The 16,583-nt window shown below is 69.2% G+C and carries 13 protein-coding genes and 3 pseudogenes; 8 read left to right on the top strand and 8 right to left on the bottom strand.

The window, feature by feature from the left end; translation table 11 throughout:
* The first annotated feature begins 282 nt into the window (after positions 1-282).
* The 4 genes from H512_RS0100220 (at position 283) to H512_RS0100205 (ending at position 8,996) form a co-directional block, all read left to right on the top strand.
* Positions 283-2,214 carry an autotransporter assembly complex protein TamA gene (locus tag H512_RS0100220; protein WP_053239421.1) on the top strand — a complete coding sequence of 644 codons (1,932 nt, stop codon included), beginning with the start codon at positions 283-285 and terminating at the stop codon, positions 2,212-2,214.
* 10 nt (positions 2,215-2,224) lie between these two features.
* Positions 2,225-6,136, top strand: coding sequence for a translocation/assembly module TamB domain-containing protein (locus H512_RS0100215; RefSeq protein WP_026781812.1), 3,912 nt, complete (start codon positions 2,225-2,227; stop codon positions 6,134-6,136).
* A 126-nt stretch (positions 6,137-6,262) separates the two neighbouring features.
* Positions 6,263-7,192 carry an aldo/keto reductase gene (locus H512_RS0100210; RefSeq protein WP_026781811.1) on the top strand — a complete coding sequence of 310 codons (930 nt, stop codon included), beginning with the start codon at positions 6,263-6,265 and terminating at the stop codon, positions 7,190-7,192.
* A gap of 94 nt (positions 7,193-7,286) precedes the next feature.
* Positions 7,287-8,996 (top strand): ABC transporter ATP-binding protein, encoded by a 1,710-nt coding sequence (locus H512_RS0100205; RefSeq protein ID WP_026781810.1) that lies wholly within the window; start codon positions 7,287-7,289, stop codon positions 8,994-8,996.
* Positions 8,997-9,000: 4 nt separating this feature from the next.
* Here the strand turns inward: H512_RS0100205 and H512_RS27525 are convergent, their stop codons facing one another.
* From H512_RS27525 to H512_RS27835, 3 genes and pseudogenes are all read right to left on the bottom strand, one after another.
* Positions 9,001-9,294 (bottom strand): hypothetical protein, encoded by a 294-nt coding sequence (locus tag H512_RS27525; RefSeq protein WP_026781809.1) that lies wholly within the window; start codon positions 9,292-9,294, stop codon positions 9,001-9,003.
* Positions 9,295-9,430: 136 nt separating this feature from the next.
* Positions 9,431-9,604 (bottom strand): annotated as a pseudogene (locus H512_RS27840) (TetR family transcriptional regulator); the annotation flags it as partial.
* Positions 9,603-9,749, bottom strand: a pseudogene (locus H512_RS27835) (SMP-30/gluconolactonase/LRE family protein); the annotation flags it as partial. The pseudogenes H512_RS27840 and H512_RS27835, both read right to left, overlap by 2 nt.
* A 119-nt stretch (positions 9,750-9,868) precedes the next feature.
* Between H512_RS27835 and H512_RS0100185 the strand changes: the two are divergent.
* The 4 genes and pseudogenes from H512_RS0100185 (at position 9,869) to H512_RS0100170 (ending at position 12,937) form a co-directional block, all read left to right on the top strand.
* Positions 9,869-10,555: a GntR family transcriptional regulator gene (locus H512_RS0100185; RefSeq protein WP_026781807.1), complete on the top strand. Its 687-nt coding sequence runs from the start codon at positions 9,869-9,871 to the stop codon at positions 10,553-10,555.
* Between the two features lie 74 nt (positions 10,556-10,629).
* Positions 10,630-11,422 (top strand): annotated as a pseudogene (locus H512_RS27830) (2-dehydro-3-deoxygalactonokinase).
* A gap of 116 nt (positions 11,423-11,538) precedes the next feature.
* The gene (locus H512_RS27825; RefSeq protein ID WP_156899286.1) at positions 11,539-12,006 is read left to right on the top strand and encodes a beta/alpha barrel domain-containing protein; all 468 of its coding nucleotides are present in this window, start codon (positions 11,539-11,541) and stop codon (positions 12,004-12,006) included.
* Complete coding sequence (locus H512_RS0100170; RefSeq protein WP_210162640.1) at positions 11,990-12,937, top strand: GntR family transcriptional regulator; 948 nt, start codon at positions 11,990-11,992, stop codon at positions 12,935-12,937. Before H512_RS27825 ends, H512_RS0100170 begins: the two co-directional genes overlap by 17 nt.
* On the opposite strand, the gene H512_RS0100165 is transcribed toward H512_RS0100170, so the two are convergent.
* The 5 genes from H512_RS0100165 to H512_RS0100145 form a co-directional block, all read right to left on the bottom strand.
* A complete protein-coding gene (locus tag H512_RS0100165; protein ID WP_026781804.1) occupies positions 12,894-13,460 on the bottom strand; it encodes a GntR family transcriptional regulator in 567 nt (188 codons plus the stop codon). The two genes, H512_RS0100170 and H512_RS0100165, sit on opposite strands and share 44 nt — an antisense overlap.
* A complete protein-coding gene (locus H512_RS0100160; protein WP_210162639.1) occupies positions 13,427-13,591 on the bottom strand; it encodes a hypothetical protein in 165 nt (54 codons plus the stop codon). Before H512_RS0100160 ends, H512_RS0100165 begins: the two co-directional genes overlap by 34 nt.
* Positions 13,592-13,770: 179 nt before the next feature.
* The gene (locus H512_RS26105) at positions 13,771-14,454 is read right to left on the bottom strand and encodes an SMP-30/gluconolactonase/LRE family protein (RefSeq protein ID WP_169507104.1); all 684 of its coding nucleotides are present in this window, start codon (positions 14,452-14,454) and stop codon (positions 13,771-13,773) included.
* A gap of 533 nt (positions 14,455-14,987) precedes the next feature.
* Positions 14,988-15,620 (bottom strand): bifunctional 4-hydroxy-2-oxoglutarate aldolase/2-dehydro-3-deoxy-phosphogluconate aldolase, encoded by a 633-nt coding sequence (eda, locus tag H512_RS0100150; RefSeq protein ID WP_026781801.1) that lies wholly within the window; start codon positions 15,618-15,620, stop codon positions 14,988-14,990.
* Positions 15,621-15,647: 27 nt separating this feature from the next.
* A complete protein-coding gene (locus H512_RS0100145; RefSeq protein WP_026781800.1) occupies positions 15,648-16,580 on the bottom strand; it encodes a sugar kinase in 933 nt (310 codons plus the stop codon).
* Positions 16,581-16,583: the final 3 nt, after the last annotated feature.

The following is a 16,583-nucleotide window of genomic DNA, read 5'->3' as shown; positions in this document are numbered from 1 at the left end:
TGTTTCCGCGATCGACAAGATCCCGGAAACACTCCATTTTCCTGCCCGCCGGCAATTCCCGGCGTCGGACCGGTTGCCGCGCCCGCCGGAGTTGGCGAGAGGCGTCTTGCCCCGCGCCACCGCCCGAAGCGTGTCTTTCCGGACCCTTTCCGGCGGAAAAGGGGACGAATTGCCCTTCGCTGCCATCTTTCCTGTTTGCTAACCCCGATCTATTCTACTCTACTGGCGAGGCGCTCCGAGGAGGAGCAACGTAGGGTAGCGTGAGTGAGGAAAGGCGGCTCGATGCGGGGGAAAGGAAGACGGCAGCCTTCTCGGATTGCCCGCCTGATTGCCGCGCCGGCGCTGGCCGCCGCGCTGACGGCGCCGTTCGTTCCGGCGGCTTCGGCCTTCGAGCTGTTCGGCTTCCGCTTCTTCGAGAAAGCGCCAGACCCGGACGTCTCGCCCGATGCCCAGCACTATACCGTCGCCATCGACACGGTCGGCGCCGACGACGCCCTGCACGCCGCCGTGCTCTCGGCATCGGCGCTGTGGACCGGCCGCGACGACACGCCGCCGCCCTCGACCGCCGCCTTCCTCAGCCGCGTCAAGGCCGAATACGGCCGCATCACCGCCGCCCTCTATCGCGAGGGCCGCTACGGCGGCACGGTGGAGATCGCCGTCGACGGCCGCGACCCCCAGACAATCGCGCCCGACGCCGAGCTGCCGCAGCCGGTGAAGGTGGCGATCCGCGTCATGCCCGGCCCGCTGTTCCGCTTCGGCAAGGTGGAGATCGCCGGCGCGCCGCCGCCCGGCCCGGAGGACGAGGACTTCAAGAAATCGACGCCGGCCGAGATCGGCCTCGCCGCCGGCCAGCCGGCGCGGGCCGGCGCCGTCACCGGATCGGAGAAGCTGCTGGTCGACGCCTGGCGGCGGCGCGGCCATCCGCTCGCCACCATCGTCAAGCGCGACACCATCGCCCAGCATGACACGTCGATGCTCGACGTGACGATCACCGTCGATCCCGGTCCGGCCGCCACCTTCGGGCCACTGGCGGTCACCGGCACCAGCCGGATGGATCCCGTCTACACCGGCTGGATGACCGGCATCGAGCCCGGCACGCCCTACAGCCCGGCGGTCATCGAGCGCGGCCAGAAGAACCTCCGCCGCCTGCAGGTGTTCTCCAGCCAGCGCATCGAGGAAGCCAAGACGCTCGGCCCGAACGGCGAGCTGCCGCTTACCCTCAACGTCGCCGAACGGCCGCTCCGGGTGGTCGGTGGCGGCGCCAGCTACGCCACCGAGGACGGCGCCGGCGTCGAGGCCTACTGGCAGCACCGCAACCTGTGGGGCCACGCCGAATCGCTGAAGCTGTCGGGGGCGGTCAACGGCATCGCCGGCATCGACCCCAAGGACTTCAACTACGATTTCTCGGCCACCTTCGTCCGGCCGGGCGTCTTCACGCCGTTCACCGACCTTACCGCCGCGCTGGAAGCCAAGCGCGAGACGCCCGACACCTATACCGAGACGGCGATCGCCGCCAAGGTGGCGCTCAGCCACGCCATCACCGAACAGCTCACCGCCACGCTCGGCCTCGGCGTCACCGCCTCGCGCGACGAGGACGTCAACGGCACCGACAAATTCCTGCTCGCCGGCCTGCCGGCCAGCCTCGCCTACGACAGCCGCGACGACAAGACCGATCCGCACGAGGGCTTCAACGCCAAGTTCGGCCTCGAACCGTTCTATGAAGCGAATTTCGGCAACGCCGGCGTCATCGGCGATGCCTCCGTCGCCTCCTACCTGCCGCTCGACCGCGACGGCCGCTTCGTGCTGGCCGGCCGCCTCGCCGTCGGCTCGGTGCTGGGCGCGCCGCGCGACGAGATGCCCAACGGCCGGCTCTACTATGCCGGCGGCGGCTCGTCGGTGCGCGGCTACGCCTATCGCAGCCTCGGGCCCAAGGAGAACGGCTCGGTGGTCGGCGGCCGTTCCAAGCTGGAAGGCTCGGTCGAACTGCGTGCCAGGGTGACCGACAGCTTCGGCGTGGTCGGCTTCGTCGACGCCGGCAACGCCTTTGCCTCCAGCTATCCCGATTTCTCGAACGGCCTGCGCCTCGCCGCCGGCGCCGGCATCCGCTACTACACCGGCCTCGGCCCGATCCGGCTCGACGTGGCGCTGCCGCTCGACGCCGAGCCGGGCGATTCCAAGTTCGGCCTGTATGTCGGCCTCGGCCAGAGCTTCTGAGGAGGGCGCCATGAAACTCCGAGCCGCCCTCCTTGTCCTGCTGTCGCTGATCGCCGCGCCGGCGATGCTGACGCTGGCCGGCGCCCAGGACGACGACAGCGCCGACAAGGGCGCCTTCGTCCGCTTCGTCGAACAGAAGATCTCGACGCCCGACCGCAAGATCACGCTCGGCGCCATTGACGGCGCGCTGTCGTCGGATGTCCGGCTGTCGTCGATCACCGTCGCCGACCGCGAGGGCGTCTGGCTGAAGATCGAGGGCGTGCATCTGATCTGGAGCCGTCTGGCGCTGCTGCGCGGCCGGCTCGACGTCGACAGTCTCGACGCCGAGCGGATCGAGGTGAGCCGCAAGCCGCTGCCGGCCGAGACCGTCGACCCGGCGGCCAGCGAGGGCTTCAGCCTGCCGGACCTGCCGGTCGCCGTGAAGATCGGCCGCCTCGCCGTGCCCGACGTGGTGCTCGGAGCGCCGGTGACCGGGTCCGAAGCGCGGCTCACCGTCAACGCCTCTGGCAGCCTCGAGGGCGGATCGCTCATCGCCGACCTCGCCGTCCGTCGCACCGACGACCGGCCGGGCGAGGCGACGCTGAAGGCCGCCTACGCCGCCGAAAGCAAGCGGCTCGACATCGACCTCGATGTCCAGGAGCCGGCCGGCGGCGTCATCGCCGGTCTCATCGACCTGCCCGGCCGCCCGTCGGTCGGGTTGAAGGTGAAGGGCGGGGGACCGCTCGCCGATTTCGCCGCCGATCTCGGTCTTGCCACCGACGGCGTCGACCGGCTGTCCGGCCGCGCCACCATCGGCCGCGACAGCGACGGCTACCGGTTCGGCGCCACGCTCAACGGCGATCTGGCGGCGCTGGTGCAGCCCGACTACGCCCTCTATGTCGCCGGCCGATCGACGCTGGAACTGGCCGGCCGCGTCGCCGACGCCGGCCCTGTCACCATCGACAAGCTGGCGCTCGCCGCGCCGGTGCTGACGCTGAACGGCTCGGCCGCCTTCGCCACCGACGGCTTTCCGACCGCCATCGACCTCGGCGGCCGGCTCGCCGCCCGCGACGGCGCGCTGCCGCTCGGCGGCGCCGACGCGCCGACCCGCCTCGGCGAGGGCCGCTTCCGCTTCTCCTTCGGCGACGCCGGCCGCTGGAGCCTCGACCTCGCCGCCGAGAGGCTGACGACGCCGGAGTTGACCGCCGCGACGATCGAGATCACCGGCGGCGGCGGCGCCACCGACCTCGCCGACCCTGCAAAACGCCGTGTCGACTTCACGCTCAGCGGCGGCTCGCGCGGCCTCGCCTTCACCGACCCGGCGGTCGGCGCGGCGGTCGGCGGCGAAGCCACCTTCTCCGGCTCCGGCCGCTGGATGGCCGGCGCGCCGCTCACCATCGACGCCCTGAAGCTCGCCACCCCCACCGTCGAAGCCTCGTTCGCCGGCAAGGTGGAGGACGGCCGCATCGAGGGGCGGCCGATGCTGAAAGCCGCCTCGCTCGCCCCGTTCTCGGGCCTGGCCGGCCGGCCGCTCAAGGGCAGCGCCGACATCGCCGCCGAGGGAACGCTGACGCCGCTGACCGGCGCCTTCGATCTCACCCTCGACGGCAATGCCGGCGACCTTTCGGCCGGCATAGCCCAGCTCGACGGCCTGCTGACCGGCCAGACCCGGCTGACCGGCGCCATCGCCCGCGACACCGACGGGCTGAAGTTCCGCGCCTTGCGCGTCGCCAACCCGGCGCTGACGCTGACCGCCGACGGCCAGTATGCGCTCGACCATACCGACGTCACCGCGACGCTGACCGTCGACAACGTCGGCCGCGTCGAGCCGAAGGCGCAAGGGTCGGCCGGGCTCATGCTGTCGCTGAAGGGCGGCGGCGGTCCGCTCGACGTGACGGCGCGGCTTTCCTCCGACCGCCTGACGCTTGCCGGCAACGCCCTCGACGGCCTCGGCGTCGACCTCAAGGGCCGGCTCGACGGCGGCGATTTCAACGGCACCGTCGATGGCGGCGGCCGGCTGAAGGGCCAGCCGCTGACCCTGACGGCCAGCCTTGCTCACACGGCCGACAGCAACAGCCTGCGCGACCTCACGTTCACCGTCGCCGACAGCCGCGTCACCGGCGACCTGACGCTCGCCGCCGATGGTCTCACGACCGGCAAACTCGCCGTCAAGGCGCCCGATCTGACGGCGCTGGCGCCGCTCCTGCTGACCGAGGTCGCCGGCCGGCTCGATGCCGAGGTGACGCTCGCTCCGGAGGCCGGCAAGCAGGGCGCCAAGGTCAGCGGCCGGGCGACCGGCCTCGCCGTCGCCGGCAACCGCATCGCCTCCGCCGACGTCGAGGCGGCCGTCGCCGACCTCCTGGGCGCGCCGAAGATCGACGGCCGCTTCGCGGTGAAGGGCATCACCACGCCGGCCGCCAGCGTCGCCAGCGTCGACGGCACGGCAAGGACCGAGGGCGCCGGCACCCGGTTCGAGGTGAAGGCCGGCGGCATCGCCGCGCCGCAGCTGGCCGGCCTCGGGCCGTTCGCCGCCACCGCCTCCGGCCGGCTCGACGGCGACAAGGTGACGCTCGCCTCGGCCAGGCTGACCGGCCCGGCCGGCTTCGGCGCCGAGGCGAAGGGCGTCGTGCCGCTGTCCGGCACCGGCCTTGCCGTGGATGCCCGCGCCGACCTGCCGCTGGCGCTGGCGCAACCCTTCGTCGCCAGCCGCGGCATCCGCCTGTCGGGCTCGGCGCAGGCGACGATCCGGGCGGCCGGCAGCCTTGCCGCGCCCGACCTCTCCGGCCGGGTGACGGTGAGCGGCGCCTCGGTCACCGACCCCATCACCACCATGCGGCTCGACGCCATCGACGTGGCGCTGCAACTGGCCGGCGACCGCGTCCGCATCGAACGGGCGACCGCCACCGTCAAGGGCGGCGGCCGCTTGTCGGCCGAGGGCAGCATCGGCATCTCCGACAGCCTGCCGGTGGACATCCGCGTCAGCGCCACCAAGGCGCGCGTCACCGACGGCCGCATGGTCACCGCCGACCTCGGCGCCGCGCTCGCCGTCGGCGGCTCGCTGGCCGACGGACTGACGGTGAGCGGCCGGGTGGACATCGCCCGCGCCGAGATCACCGTGCCCGAGGGCGGCGGCGCGGCCGGCGCGCTGCTCGACGTCAGGCATCGCGACCCGCCGCCCGGCGTCAAGGCAACGCTGGCCCACATCGGGGAGGCGGCGGGCGGCGGCCGGGCGAAGGCGGGCGGCGGTCTCTCCGTTGCTCTCGATGTCGCCGTCGACGCGCCGCGCGGGCTGTTCGTGCGCGGCCGCGGCATCGATGCCGAATTGGGCGGCCATCTCACGGTGCGCGGCACGCTCGCCGACGTGCAGCCGGTCGGCAGCTTCAAGCTGATCCGCGGCCGCGTGCTGGTGATCGGCCAGCGCATCACCTTCGACGAGGGCGAGGTGACGCTGCAAGGCGACCTCGATCCCTATATCCGGCTGTCGGCGACCAGCACCTCGGAATCGATCTCGGTCACCGCCAGCGTCGAGGGCTACGCCTCCGACCCGACCATCGTGCTCACCTCGTCGCCGGAGCTGCCACAGGACGAGATCCTCGCCCGCTTCCTGTTCAAGCGCTCGATCTCCGACCTGTCGCCGGTGCAGATCGCTCTCCTGGCCGAGGCGGTGACGCAGTTGGCCGGCGGCAGCAGTAACGGTCTCCTCGACAAGCTGAGGGCCGGCATCGGCCTCGACGACCTCGACGTCACCACCGACGCCGAAGGCAACGCGGCGGTGACGGCCGGCCGCTACATCAGCGAGCGCGTCTATCTCGGCGTCACGGCCGGCGCCGGCGGTCAGACCGGCGTGTCGGTCAACCTCGACATCACCGACGACGTCAAGGCGCGGGCCGAGGCGACGCAGGAGCAGTCGAAGATCGGCGTCTATTTCGAGAAGGAATACTGAGCCGGCCGCTCATCTGCCCGGAAGATTGACGGCATCTCCGCAATCTGTTGGACGGATGGCCGGCGGCAGCGCATCGTCCATCCGTCCCTTTCCGCCGCGCGGGCGGCTCCCGAACGAAGGCAAGCCATGAAGACCTACCAGATCCCCCGAAGCGACCTCTCGGTGTCCTCCGTCATTCTCGGCCTGATGCGCATCGCCAAGATGAGCGACGCCGACATCCGCGCGCTGGTCAAGACCGCCATCGACGCCGGCATCAACATGATCGACCACGCCGACATCTATGGCGGCGAGCTGCATCTCTGCGAGAAGCGCTTCGGCGAGGCGATGAAGCTGACGCCGGCCGAGCGCGAGAAGATCGTCATCCAGAGCAAGGCCGGCATCCGCAAGGGCTATTTCGACTTCTCCGAGGCGCATCTCCTCGAGGCGGTCGACGGCTCGCTGAAGGCGCTCCGCACCGACTATCTCGACGTGCTGCTGCTGCACCGGCCCGACGCGCTGGTCGAGCCGGAGGAGGTCGCCTCGGCCTTCGACAAGCTGCAGTCGTCCGGCAAGGTGCGGCACTTCGGTGTCTCCAACCAGACGCCCGGCCAGATCGAACTCCTGAAGACGGCGGTGAAGCAGCCGCTGCTGGTCAACCAGGTGCAGCTCTCGATCACCCACGCGCCGCTGATCGCCCAGGGCGTCGCCATCAACATGGCCGGCCTCGAGCAGTCGGTCGACCGCACGCTCGGCCTCCTCGACTACTCGCGCAAGGAGGGCATGACGCTGCAGGCCTGGTCGCCGTTCCAGAAGGGCTTCTTCGACGGCCCGTTCGTCGGCGACCGCGAGAATTGCGGCCCGCTCAACGACGCGCTCGACGAGATCGCCGCCGCCCACGGCGTGACGCCGACCGGCATCGCCGTCGCCTGGATCACCCGCCACCCGGCCAACATGCAGGTGGTGCTCGGCACGACGCGGCCCGACCGCGTCCGCGAATCGGTGGCCGGCGCCGGCGTGACGCTCAGTCGCGAGGAATGGTACCGGCTGTTCCGCGCCGCCGGCCATCTGGTGCCATAGGACACGCCTGGACGGCACGGCGGCCCTGCACCGCCGTGCCGGAAGTTTGTCGGGCCTTTTCCTTCGCAGCGGGATGGGGCATTCTCCCGGCCCCATGCTCAGAACCTTCTTCTCCTATTATCGCCCCTATCGCGGCCTGTTCCTGCTCGACTTCGGCTGCGCCGTGGTCGCCGGCCTCCTGGAACTCGGCTTTCCGCTGGCCGTCAAGCTCTACATCGACCGTCTGTTGCCGTCGTCGGACTGGACGCTGATCGTCGTGGCAGCGCTGGCGCTGCTCGTCGTCTACCTGCTCAGCGCCGGTCTCAACGCCATCGTCGTCTATTTCGGCCACATGCTCGGCATCAACATCGAGACCGAGCTGAGGCGGCGCAGCTTCGACCATCTGCAGAAGCTCTCCTTCCGGTATTTCGACAACCAGAAGTCCGGCCATCTGGTCGCCCGGCTGACCAAGGACCTCGAGGAGATCGGCGAGATCGCCCATCACGGGCCGGAGGACCTGTTCATCGCCGTGATGACCTTCTTCGGCGCCTTCCTGTTGATGCTCTCCGTCAATGTCGAGCTGGCGCTGATCACCGCCGCCATCGTGCCGGCCGTCGCCTTCATCACCGCCCGCTACGGCGGCCGCATGACCGACAACTGGCACCAGCTCTACGGCCGCGTCGCCGGCTTCAATGTGCGCATCGAGGAGAACGTCGGCGGCATGCGCGTCGTCCAGGCCTTCGCCAACGAGGACCACGAGCGGCGGTTGTTCGCGGTCGACAACTCCGCCTACCGTACCACCAAGCTCGCCGCCTACCGGCTGATGGCCGCCACCAACGCCCTGTCCTTCCTGTCGATGCGCCTCGTGCAGCTGGTGGTGCTGATCGCCGGCAGCCGGCTGGTGCTGATGGGCGATCTCACGGCCGGCGGCTTCGTCGGCTTCCTGCTGCTGGTCGGCGTGTTCTTCCGGCCGGTCGAGAAGATCAACGCGGTGATCGAGACCTATCCGAAGGGCATCGCCGGTTTCCGCCGCTACCTCGGCTTCCTCGCCACCGAGCCGGACATCGCCGACCGGCCGGGCGCCATCGCCGCGCCGCCGTTTGCCGGCCACGTGCGCTTCTCGGGCGTCGGCTTCAGCTACGGCGGCGACAAGCCGTTGCTCGCCGGCATCGACCTCGACATCGCCGCCGGCGAGACCGTCGCCTTCGTCGGCCCGTCGGGGGTCGGCAAGACCACGCTCTGTTCGCTCTTGCCGCGCTTCTACGAGGTGACGGAGGGCGCCATCACCATCGACGGCATCGATATCCGCGACATGACCGTCGCCTCGCTGAGGCGGCAGATCGGCATCGTGCAGCAGGACGTGTTCCTGTTCGGCGGCACCATCCGCGAGAACATCGCCTACGGCCGGCTCGGCGCCTCGGAGGCGGAGATCGCCGCCGCCGCGGCGCGGGCGCAGCTCGGCGGCTTCCTCGCCGACCTCTCCGACGGGCTCGACACCATCGTCGGCGAGCGCGGCGTCAAGCTCAGTGGCGGCCAGAAGCAGCGCATCGCCATCGCCCGCATGTTCCTGAAGGATCCGCCGATCCTGATCCTCGACGAGGCGACGTCGGCGCTTGATACGGCAACCGAGCGGGAGATCCAGGCCTCGCTCTCCGAGCTGGCCAAGGGCCGCACCTCGCTGGTGATCGCCCATCGGCTCAGCACCATCCGCAACGCCGACCGCATCGTCGTCGTCGACGCCGAGGGCATCGCCGAGCAGGGTAGCCACGATGATCTGCTGATGCGCGGCGGCGGCTACGCCCGCCTCTACGCGGCGGGCGCCTGAAGCATCAGCCGGGCGGCGGGCGGGCCAGCGCCGCCACAACGCGCCGGGTACGGCGGACGGTATCCTCCGGCGTACGGGTGGCGCCGTCGCCCACCAGGGCGCGGATCAGCGGACCGGCCACCGCAGCGCCGAACAGGATGTCGGCAAGTTGCCCGGCGTCGTCGGCCGGCCGGCCGAAGGCGGCGCCCAGCCTGTTCAGCTCGGCGGCGAGGAAGCGGCGGCCACGCTTGACGGTGCTCCGGTAACAGACGGCGGCGAGTTCGGGCACCAGACGCGCCTCGGCGATGACCAGGCGCAACAGCGCGATCTGGCGCCAGCGCCGCCGCGCAGATGCGGTCCATGACGCGGTTGACGGACTCCTCGAAATCGGCGCCGATGAAGGTCTCGATCGCCTCGCCGGCCGGCACGGCGGCCGCCAGTGGTGCCGACAGCAGTTCCTCCTTGCTCGGACAAAGGGCGTGGATGGTCTTGCGCGACATGCCGCAGGCCCCGGCGGTCTCCTCGATACCGGCCTCGGCATAGCCGTGCTCGGCAAAGACGGCAGCGTCCGAGTACGCGGCGGCGGCGCTCGTCCGGCTCCATGACCGGCGGGCGGCCGCGACGAGGATGCTCGGCCGCCCGGCCGCCGGCCGGATCGAGCCGCCACAGCCGCTCGCCCTGGATGTCGGTCCACAGGACGAGGCCATGCTCGCCCGACCAGACGGCACCCTCGCCGTGCTGGTTGGCACAGGCAACCGCCACTTCCGCTTCCATCCGCCCCTCCGCAGTCCGGTGGACCGGCTCCAAAACCTTGTTGAGCTGGCACTTGATGTCTGGCACACCAGACGCCAGACGTCAGTCAAGAGGCGTTTCCGTAAGACGGGAGAAACGTGATGCGCCCGATCCAGAGGCCGCCGTCCTTTGCTGAAGAGGTGGCCGACCGCATTCGCCGGGCCATCGTCGATGGCGATCTCGGGCTGGGAGAGGCCATCTCGGAACGGCAGCTGGCCGACCGGCTGGGGGTGTCCAAAACGCCGGTTCGAGAGGCTCTTGCGCAATTGCGCATGGAGGGATTGGTGCGGGTCTATCCGCAGCGCGGCGCCACGGTCTTCACCCTGTCCGCCCGCGAGATCCGCGACATCTGCGAACTGCGGCAGGCACTCGAGTCGGCCGCTCTCCGCTATGCGCTCGAGCGCAATCCGGCCCAGCTCGCCGACGGGCTGGCGCGTCTGGTGGACGAGATGCGGCTGGCGCGGGCCGAAGCGGACCACCGCCGCTATCTCGCGGCCGACACCGCCTATCACGAGGTATTCTTCCAGTGTTGCGACAATCTATACTTGCAGGACACCTATAGCCTTCACGTCGGAAAGATCGCCGCGCTGCGCACCCACCTCGCCCGCAAGCCGCACCATACCGAGCGGTCGTTCGCGGACCATTGCCGCATGCTCGACCTGGTGCGGACGCGGGAGATCGCCGCCTGCATGAGCGTGCTGGAGGGCCACATTGGCCGCACCAAGTCGACCTACGCGGCCGAGGTCGCCGACATCGCAGCCGCCGATCAGGAGGTTCCGACCGGGTGAGCGACAACGAACGGCAGCTGCCACCAGCCTGGAACGACGGCGGGGCAGCGGCGTACCCCAAGAGGAAACGCAACATGACACCGCAACGGATCGGACTGGACTGGGGAACCAGCTCGTTCCGGGCCTGGCTGATGGCCGGCGACGGCGCGGTCGTGGCCGAGAAAGCGGCTCCCTCCGGCATCCTGACCGTCGCCGACGGCCGGTTCGAGGACGTCTTTCATGCCGGGATCGGCGGGTGGCTGGTCGATTATCCGGGACTACAGGTCATCGCATCGGGCATGTTAACCAGCCGCAACGGCTGGCATGAGACGCCCTACCTGCCGCTTCCGGCCTCCGCCAGGCAGCTTGCCGATAACCTGCCCCCCTTCACGACCCGATCCGGGCACACCATCCATTTCGTGACCGGTCTCGCCCGCCTCGACGCCGGCACGACACCGGACGTCATGCGCGGCGAGGAGACAGAGCTCGTCGGCCATATCGCGGCGAGCGACCTGCCGGGCGGCATGTTCGTGATGCCCGGTACCCACAGTGGGTGCCGGCGGCGAATGGCGAAATCCGCGCCTTCGACACCTGCATGACCGGGGAAGCCTTCGCTCTGCTGAGGGGCCAGTCGATCCTCGGCCGTCTCGCCGAGAACGGCCCATTCCGCGCGGAGGCCTTCCAGGCGGGGGTCCGGGCCGCCCTGGAGAACCGCAAGGCGTGTTGTCCCTCGCCTTCTCGGCCAGGACGCTGGTGCTTTTCAGGCAACTGGCCGACGATACCGTACCCGACTATCTCTCGGGCCTTCTGATCGGCGACGGGGTCAGAGCCGGGCTTGCCACCCATTCGGCCGTCGACGGGCCGACCATCATCGGCCGGGGCGTCTGACCGAGCGGTATCGCCTTGTCTTCGAGGTGTTCGGGCGCAGGGCCGTCGTGGCCGAACCGGGCATGGCCCGGCGCGGCCTTTTCGAGATCGGGAGGCTGGCGAAGCTGTCATGAGCAATCCTGGACCCAGGCGATCGCCGCCTGTCCGCTGGTGGCCATTCTGAGAGGCATAACCCGGACGAGGCCGAGCCGGCGATCGGCGGGCTGATCGGCACTGAATTCCGCATTCTGGAGATCCCGCTCAACAGCCCCGACGCCCTCGTGAGCATTCGCCGCGCCGCCGAGCGATACGGCGCCGACGCCATCATCGGCGCGGGAACGGTATTGCGTCCCGAGGAGATGCGAGAGGTGCAGGCCGCCGGTGGCCGGCTGATCGTTGCCTCCAACTTCAGCCCGCTCGTCGCCGCCGCCTGCCGCGAACTCGGCCTTTGCCGCCCTCGGGGCCGGCGCCACCTTTCTCAAGCTCTTTCCCGCCGAGATGATCCCTCCCCCGGTGGTGAAGGCCTGGCGCGCCGCATTGCCGAGGCGGGTGGGCCCGCTTCCAGTCGGCGGCATCGCGCCCGGCACGATGAAGCCCTACCTTGAGGCGGGCGCCGACGGCTTCGGGCTTGGTTCGGCGCTCTATACGCCGCGCATGACGGTCGGGGAACTGGTGCGTCGCGGCCGCGACTTCGTCGCCGGCTGCCGCAGAATCCCGCCTAGCCTTCCAGCCGGCAACCGGTCGCCGCCGACGGCCGGTTCCAGATTTCTGTTGACGGGCTTCCAGGAGCTGTTCCATCAAGATCGGGTCGGTGGCAACCGCGGCGGGAAGCAATCCCAAGGAGACATGATGCGCCCGATCGAGCGTCCACGCTCAATGGCCGAGGAAGTGGCGAACCGTATTCGCCATGCCATCGTCGAAGGTGATTTCGGGCTCGGCGAGGTGCTGTCGGAGCGACAGCTCGCAGAAAAGCTGAATGTCTCCAAGACCCCGGTGCGCGAGGCTCTCGCCCAGCTCCGCCTGGAGGGGCTGGTCAACATCTACCCGCAACGCGGCGTCACCGTCTTCACGCTGTCGGCTCGCGAGATCCGGGAAATCTGCGAACTGCGCTACGCCCTCGAAGAGGCCGCGCTGCGCCATGCCATCGAACGGCACCCCGAGGAACTGGCCCGGAAGCTCGCCGTCGTCGTCGAGGCCATGGAGAAAGCCCACGCGGCCCATGACGAGCGCGCTTATCTCAACGCCGACACCGACTACCACCAGGTCTTCTTCGAATGCTGCGACAACGGCTACCTGGAAAGCACCTACACCCTGTATGTCGGGAAACTGGCCGCGCTGAGAACCCACCTGTCCCGCAAGCCGGACCATACCCGCCACTCGGACGAAGAGCATCATCAGATGCTCGAACTGATCAGGGCACGCGACCTTCCGGCATGCCTGACGCTCCTGAAGCGGCATATCGAACGGGTCAGCCTGACCTACGACGAGAGCGTCAGCGACATCGCCGCCGCGGACTCGGAGATGCCAGGCGCTTGAGGCCCGGCGACCACCTGCGCTTGCCGCAACAGGACCAAGCCCCGCCTTGCCGGTTCTCCTGTTGCAGAATCGTCGGGATACGCTCCGATGTCAGGGCCAGATGATCGAACATCGCGTCGGAGGCGGCCTCGGGATTACCGGACAATATGGCATCGCAAATGGCCAGATGCTCGGGCAAGGTGGTCATGAACGGTTCGTTGAGCCGCAAGGCAATGGTGTTCTGGCACCATTCGGCGAGGTCCCAGATGTCCTCCATCATCTTCCGGAGGCGGGCATTGCCGCAGCAGTCGAGCGCCAGCTTGTGAATCAAAAGGTCGACCCTGGATAGCGACTCGTCCTGCTCATCACGTTTCTCAGCGTCACCGGCCTCGATATAGAGCTGGCGGACGCGTTCGACTTCGGCGCGCGGAATACGCGGCGTCGTCCGTCTCACCGCCATGCTTTCGAGGGCGATCCGCAGATCGAAGATATCCTTGACTTCCCTGGCGGTCAGCTCGGCGACAAAGATGCCGCGCCGTGGCATGACACCTTCAGGAAGCCCAGAACCTCCAGCTGCTTTGCAGCGTCGCGCAACGGGGTCAGCGAGACGTTCCAGATGGTGGCGTAGTGGCCGAGATCGACGCGCCGGCCGGGACGCAGGCGGCCGGACAACACGTCGGCGCTCAGGGCATCCAATAGCGGCCCGCAAGGGTTTCGAGGGTAATAGGCTCGACCGGGGGCTCGGCAATGTCCGTCATGAGCTTTGCAGTGGCCATTCTGTCCACATCGGATTCAGTTGTGCCGGTCACGATCCGTCTCGGCGATGGGCAATGTTGCAGCCATAGGGTATTTCTTCAGACTGACAACCCGCGCGCGGTCAAAACCAACTCGTTGGCGCAGGAGTGTTCTGCCTTCAGGGCGCAATCGCTCCCTTGCGGAGGATCGGGGTGCCTTAGAAGCGCTGGTCGCCGGTGGTGATCACCGCGAAGGCTGCCCGCGCCGCGGCATGGAAGTTCCGCCGTCCGAGCGACGCAATACGGCCTGCATCCGGCGCGCAGCGAACCAGCTTGCCGCCGCCTAACTGGGCGTTCGAGAGATACCCCTCCGCGTCGACGGCCGAACCCGTCGGCAAGACCCGGCTCGCCTTCCCGCGAGGCGAAGAGATGAGGACTGGATATCTCACCGCTGGCGACGTCGTAATCGCAGGCGTCGATACGGCGAAGCGGCATGTTGGCAAAATAAAGCGTCCGGCCGTCGGGGCTCCAGCAGATGGAGTTGGCACAGGCAACGCCACCGATGCGACGCTTGATGGTGCCGTCCGGATCGAGCGAGTAGACGGCGGAGATATGCCGTTGGGGCACTGCCTCGTCCATGCCGCCACACAGAAAGCGGCCCGCCGGGTCGATCCGGCCATCGTTGAGCCGGGTGGTCGGCAAGTCCGTTTCAACGTCGCCGATGGGCTGCAAGACGCCTGGCCTCGGATCGCAAAAGGCAAATCCCTTTTCGAGCGCCGGAACCAGAGCGTTACCCGCTGGCAAGCCGATTGCCCGACCCGATCGCCGATGGTGAAGACCTCGGGGGCATCCGGTCCGAACGGGGTCCAGCTCTATACCTCACCGGCATGGATGTTCGCCCACCACAAACGGCCAGCCCGTTCGTCCCAGGCGATGCTTTCGCCAAGATTGTTGCGGCAATCGAGGGCGACGCCCGGCCCACGCCGCAGTTTGATTGATTCCACGGGTGCCTTGCGCCACCGTTGAAATCAGAAACATCAGATTTTTTACAAAGTATTTTACGAGAGAAACCGGCTTCGCCCCTCCGGATGGGGCAAACGGTCCTTGACGTCATGGACGGCCGGCCTCGTGCGCCCAGCCTCATTCGCCGACGCGCCAGCCACCAAGGCAGATCGAAATCAGAGGTGCCGAGGCGCGCGCCGGCGAGCCGTCCGGCGGGCAATCGGCACGCTTCGCCTTTGGCGCAACATTTCTCTGTCAAGCGTCCCGCCAGAGCATTCGCCGACCAGGCTGAGGCGGCTGGCCGCCAGGCGAAGGCTGTCGATTCACGGGCTGGATCAGCCGCGCAACGCGGCGGCACCGCGGGCGAGGCTTTCGATCCTTGTCCAGTCTCCGGCCCTGACGGCGTCGCCTGGGGCGACCCACGAGCCGCCGACGCAGATGACATTGGGAAGCGACAGATAGTCGAGGGCATTTTCGGGGCCGACGCCGCCGGTCGGGCAGAAGCGGATATCCTGAAGCGGCGAGGCCAACGCCTTGAGATAGGCGGGGCCGCCGGCCGGACCGGCCGGGAAGAATTTCAGCAGCCGGAGCCCGCGCTCGCGCGCCGCCATCGCCTCCGATGCCGTGGCGACGCCCGGCAGCAGCGGTACGCCGAGGGCATGCGCCGCGTCGATCAGCGTCGGCGTCGCGCCGGGGCTTACCAGGAACTTCGCCCCCGCCTCGACCGCCGCCTTGGCCTGCCCGGCGTCGAGCACGGTTCCCGCCCCCACCACGCCGCCGGGGATGTCGGCCATCGCCCGGATGGCCTCGAGCGCGACCGGCGTCCGCAAGGTGACCTCCAGCGCCGGTAGGCCGCCGCGCACCAGGGCGCTTCCGAGCGGCCCGGCATCGGCGAGCCGGTCGATGATCAGCACCGGCACCACCGGGGCGCGGGTCAGGACACCGGTCAGAGCAGCAAGATCGACCATGGCAGCACTTCCTTGTAACGAACGGGATCAGCCGACCATCAGGTCGGCAAACAGGGGCATGGGGGCGAGCGCGCCGCGCTCGCAGATGACGCGGCCCGCCACTGCGTGGCCAAGCCGTGCCGCCTCGAGCGGAGAGCGCCCGGCGACGCGTGCCGCCAGATAGCCGCCGTTGAAGCTGTCGCCGGCCCCGGTGGTATCAACGGCACGCGCGACGGGAGAAGGCGGAACCATGGCCGGGGTGCCGTCAACCCAGACCAGCGCCGGGTTGCCTCCGTCCTTCACCGCGATCTCGCGAACTCCGAGATCGGCGATGCGCCGCGCGGTCTCGTGCGGCGACGCGTCGCCATAGAGGGCGGCATCGTCGGGAAAGGTCGGCAGGGCGATGGTCGAGGCCCTGTAGCCCTCGGTGATGACCTCGGCCATGGTCGCGGCGCTGTCCCAGAGGCGGGGTCTGATGTTGGGATCGAAGACGATCGCGCCGCCGCGCCGGCGCAGATCCGACAGCACTTCGAACAGCCGCCCCCGGCTCTCGGGATCGAGGATTGCCAGCGTGATGCCCGAGAGATAGGCGACCGCCACGCCATCGAGCGCCGCCGTCAACCGGGCCTGATCGGCCGCGAGCTGCCGGGCCGCCGACACCGAGCGCCAGTATGAGAACGACCGCTCGGCGCCGTCGAGCGTGATCAGGTAGAGGCCGACGGTGCGATCCGGCAGACGGGCAATCGATCCGGTGTCGATGCCATGATCGGCGAGAAAGGCCAGCATGGCCCCGGATATTGCGTCGGTGCCGACGGCCGAGACGTAGCGCACCTTTCGCGTTTCCCTCGGCAGCAAGGCCCTGAGATACCAGGCCGTGTTCAGGGTGTCGCCAGCAAACCCCTGCTGGAACAGCCCGCCGCCGGCCGGCGCCAGCTCCACCATGCATTCTCCGATACTGGCGATATCGCCCTTGATGCCCACGCG

It is taken from the genome of Pleomorphomonas koreensis DSM 23070, from assembly GCF_000425185.1.
Lineage (GTDB): Bacteria > Pseudomonadota > Alphaproteobacteria > Rhizobiales > Pleomorphomonadaceae > Pleomorphomonas > Pleomorphomonas koreensis.
The sequence above is the reverse complement of the archived record's forward strand: the minus strand, read 5'-3'. Positions and strand labels throughout refer to the sequence as shown.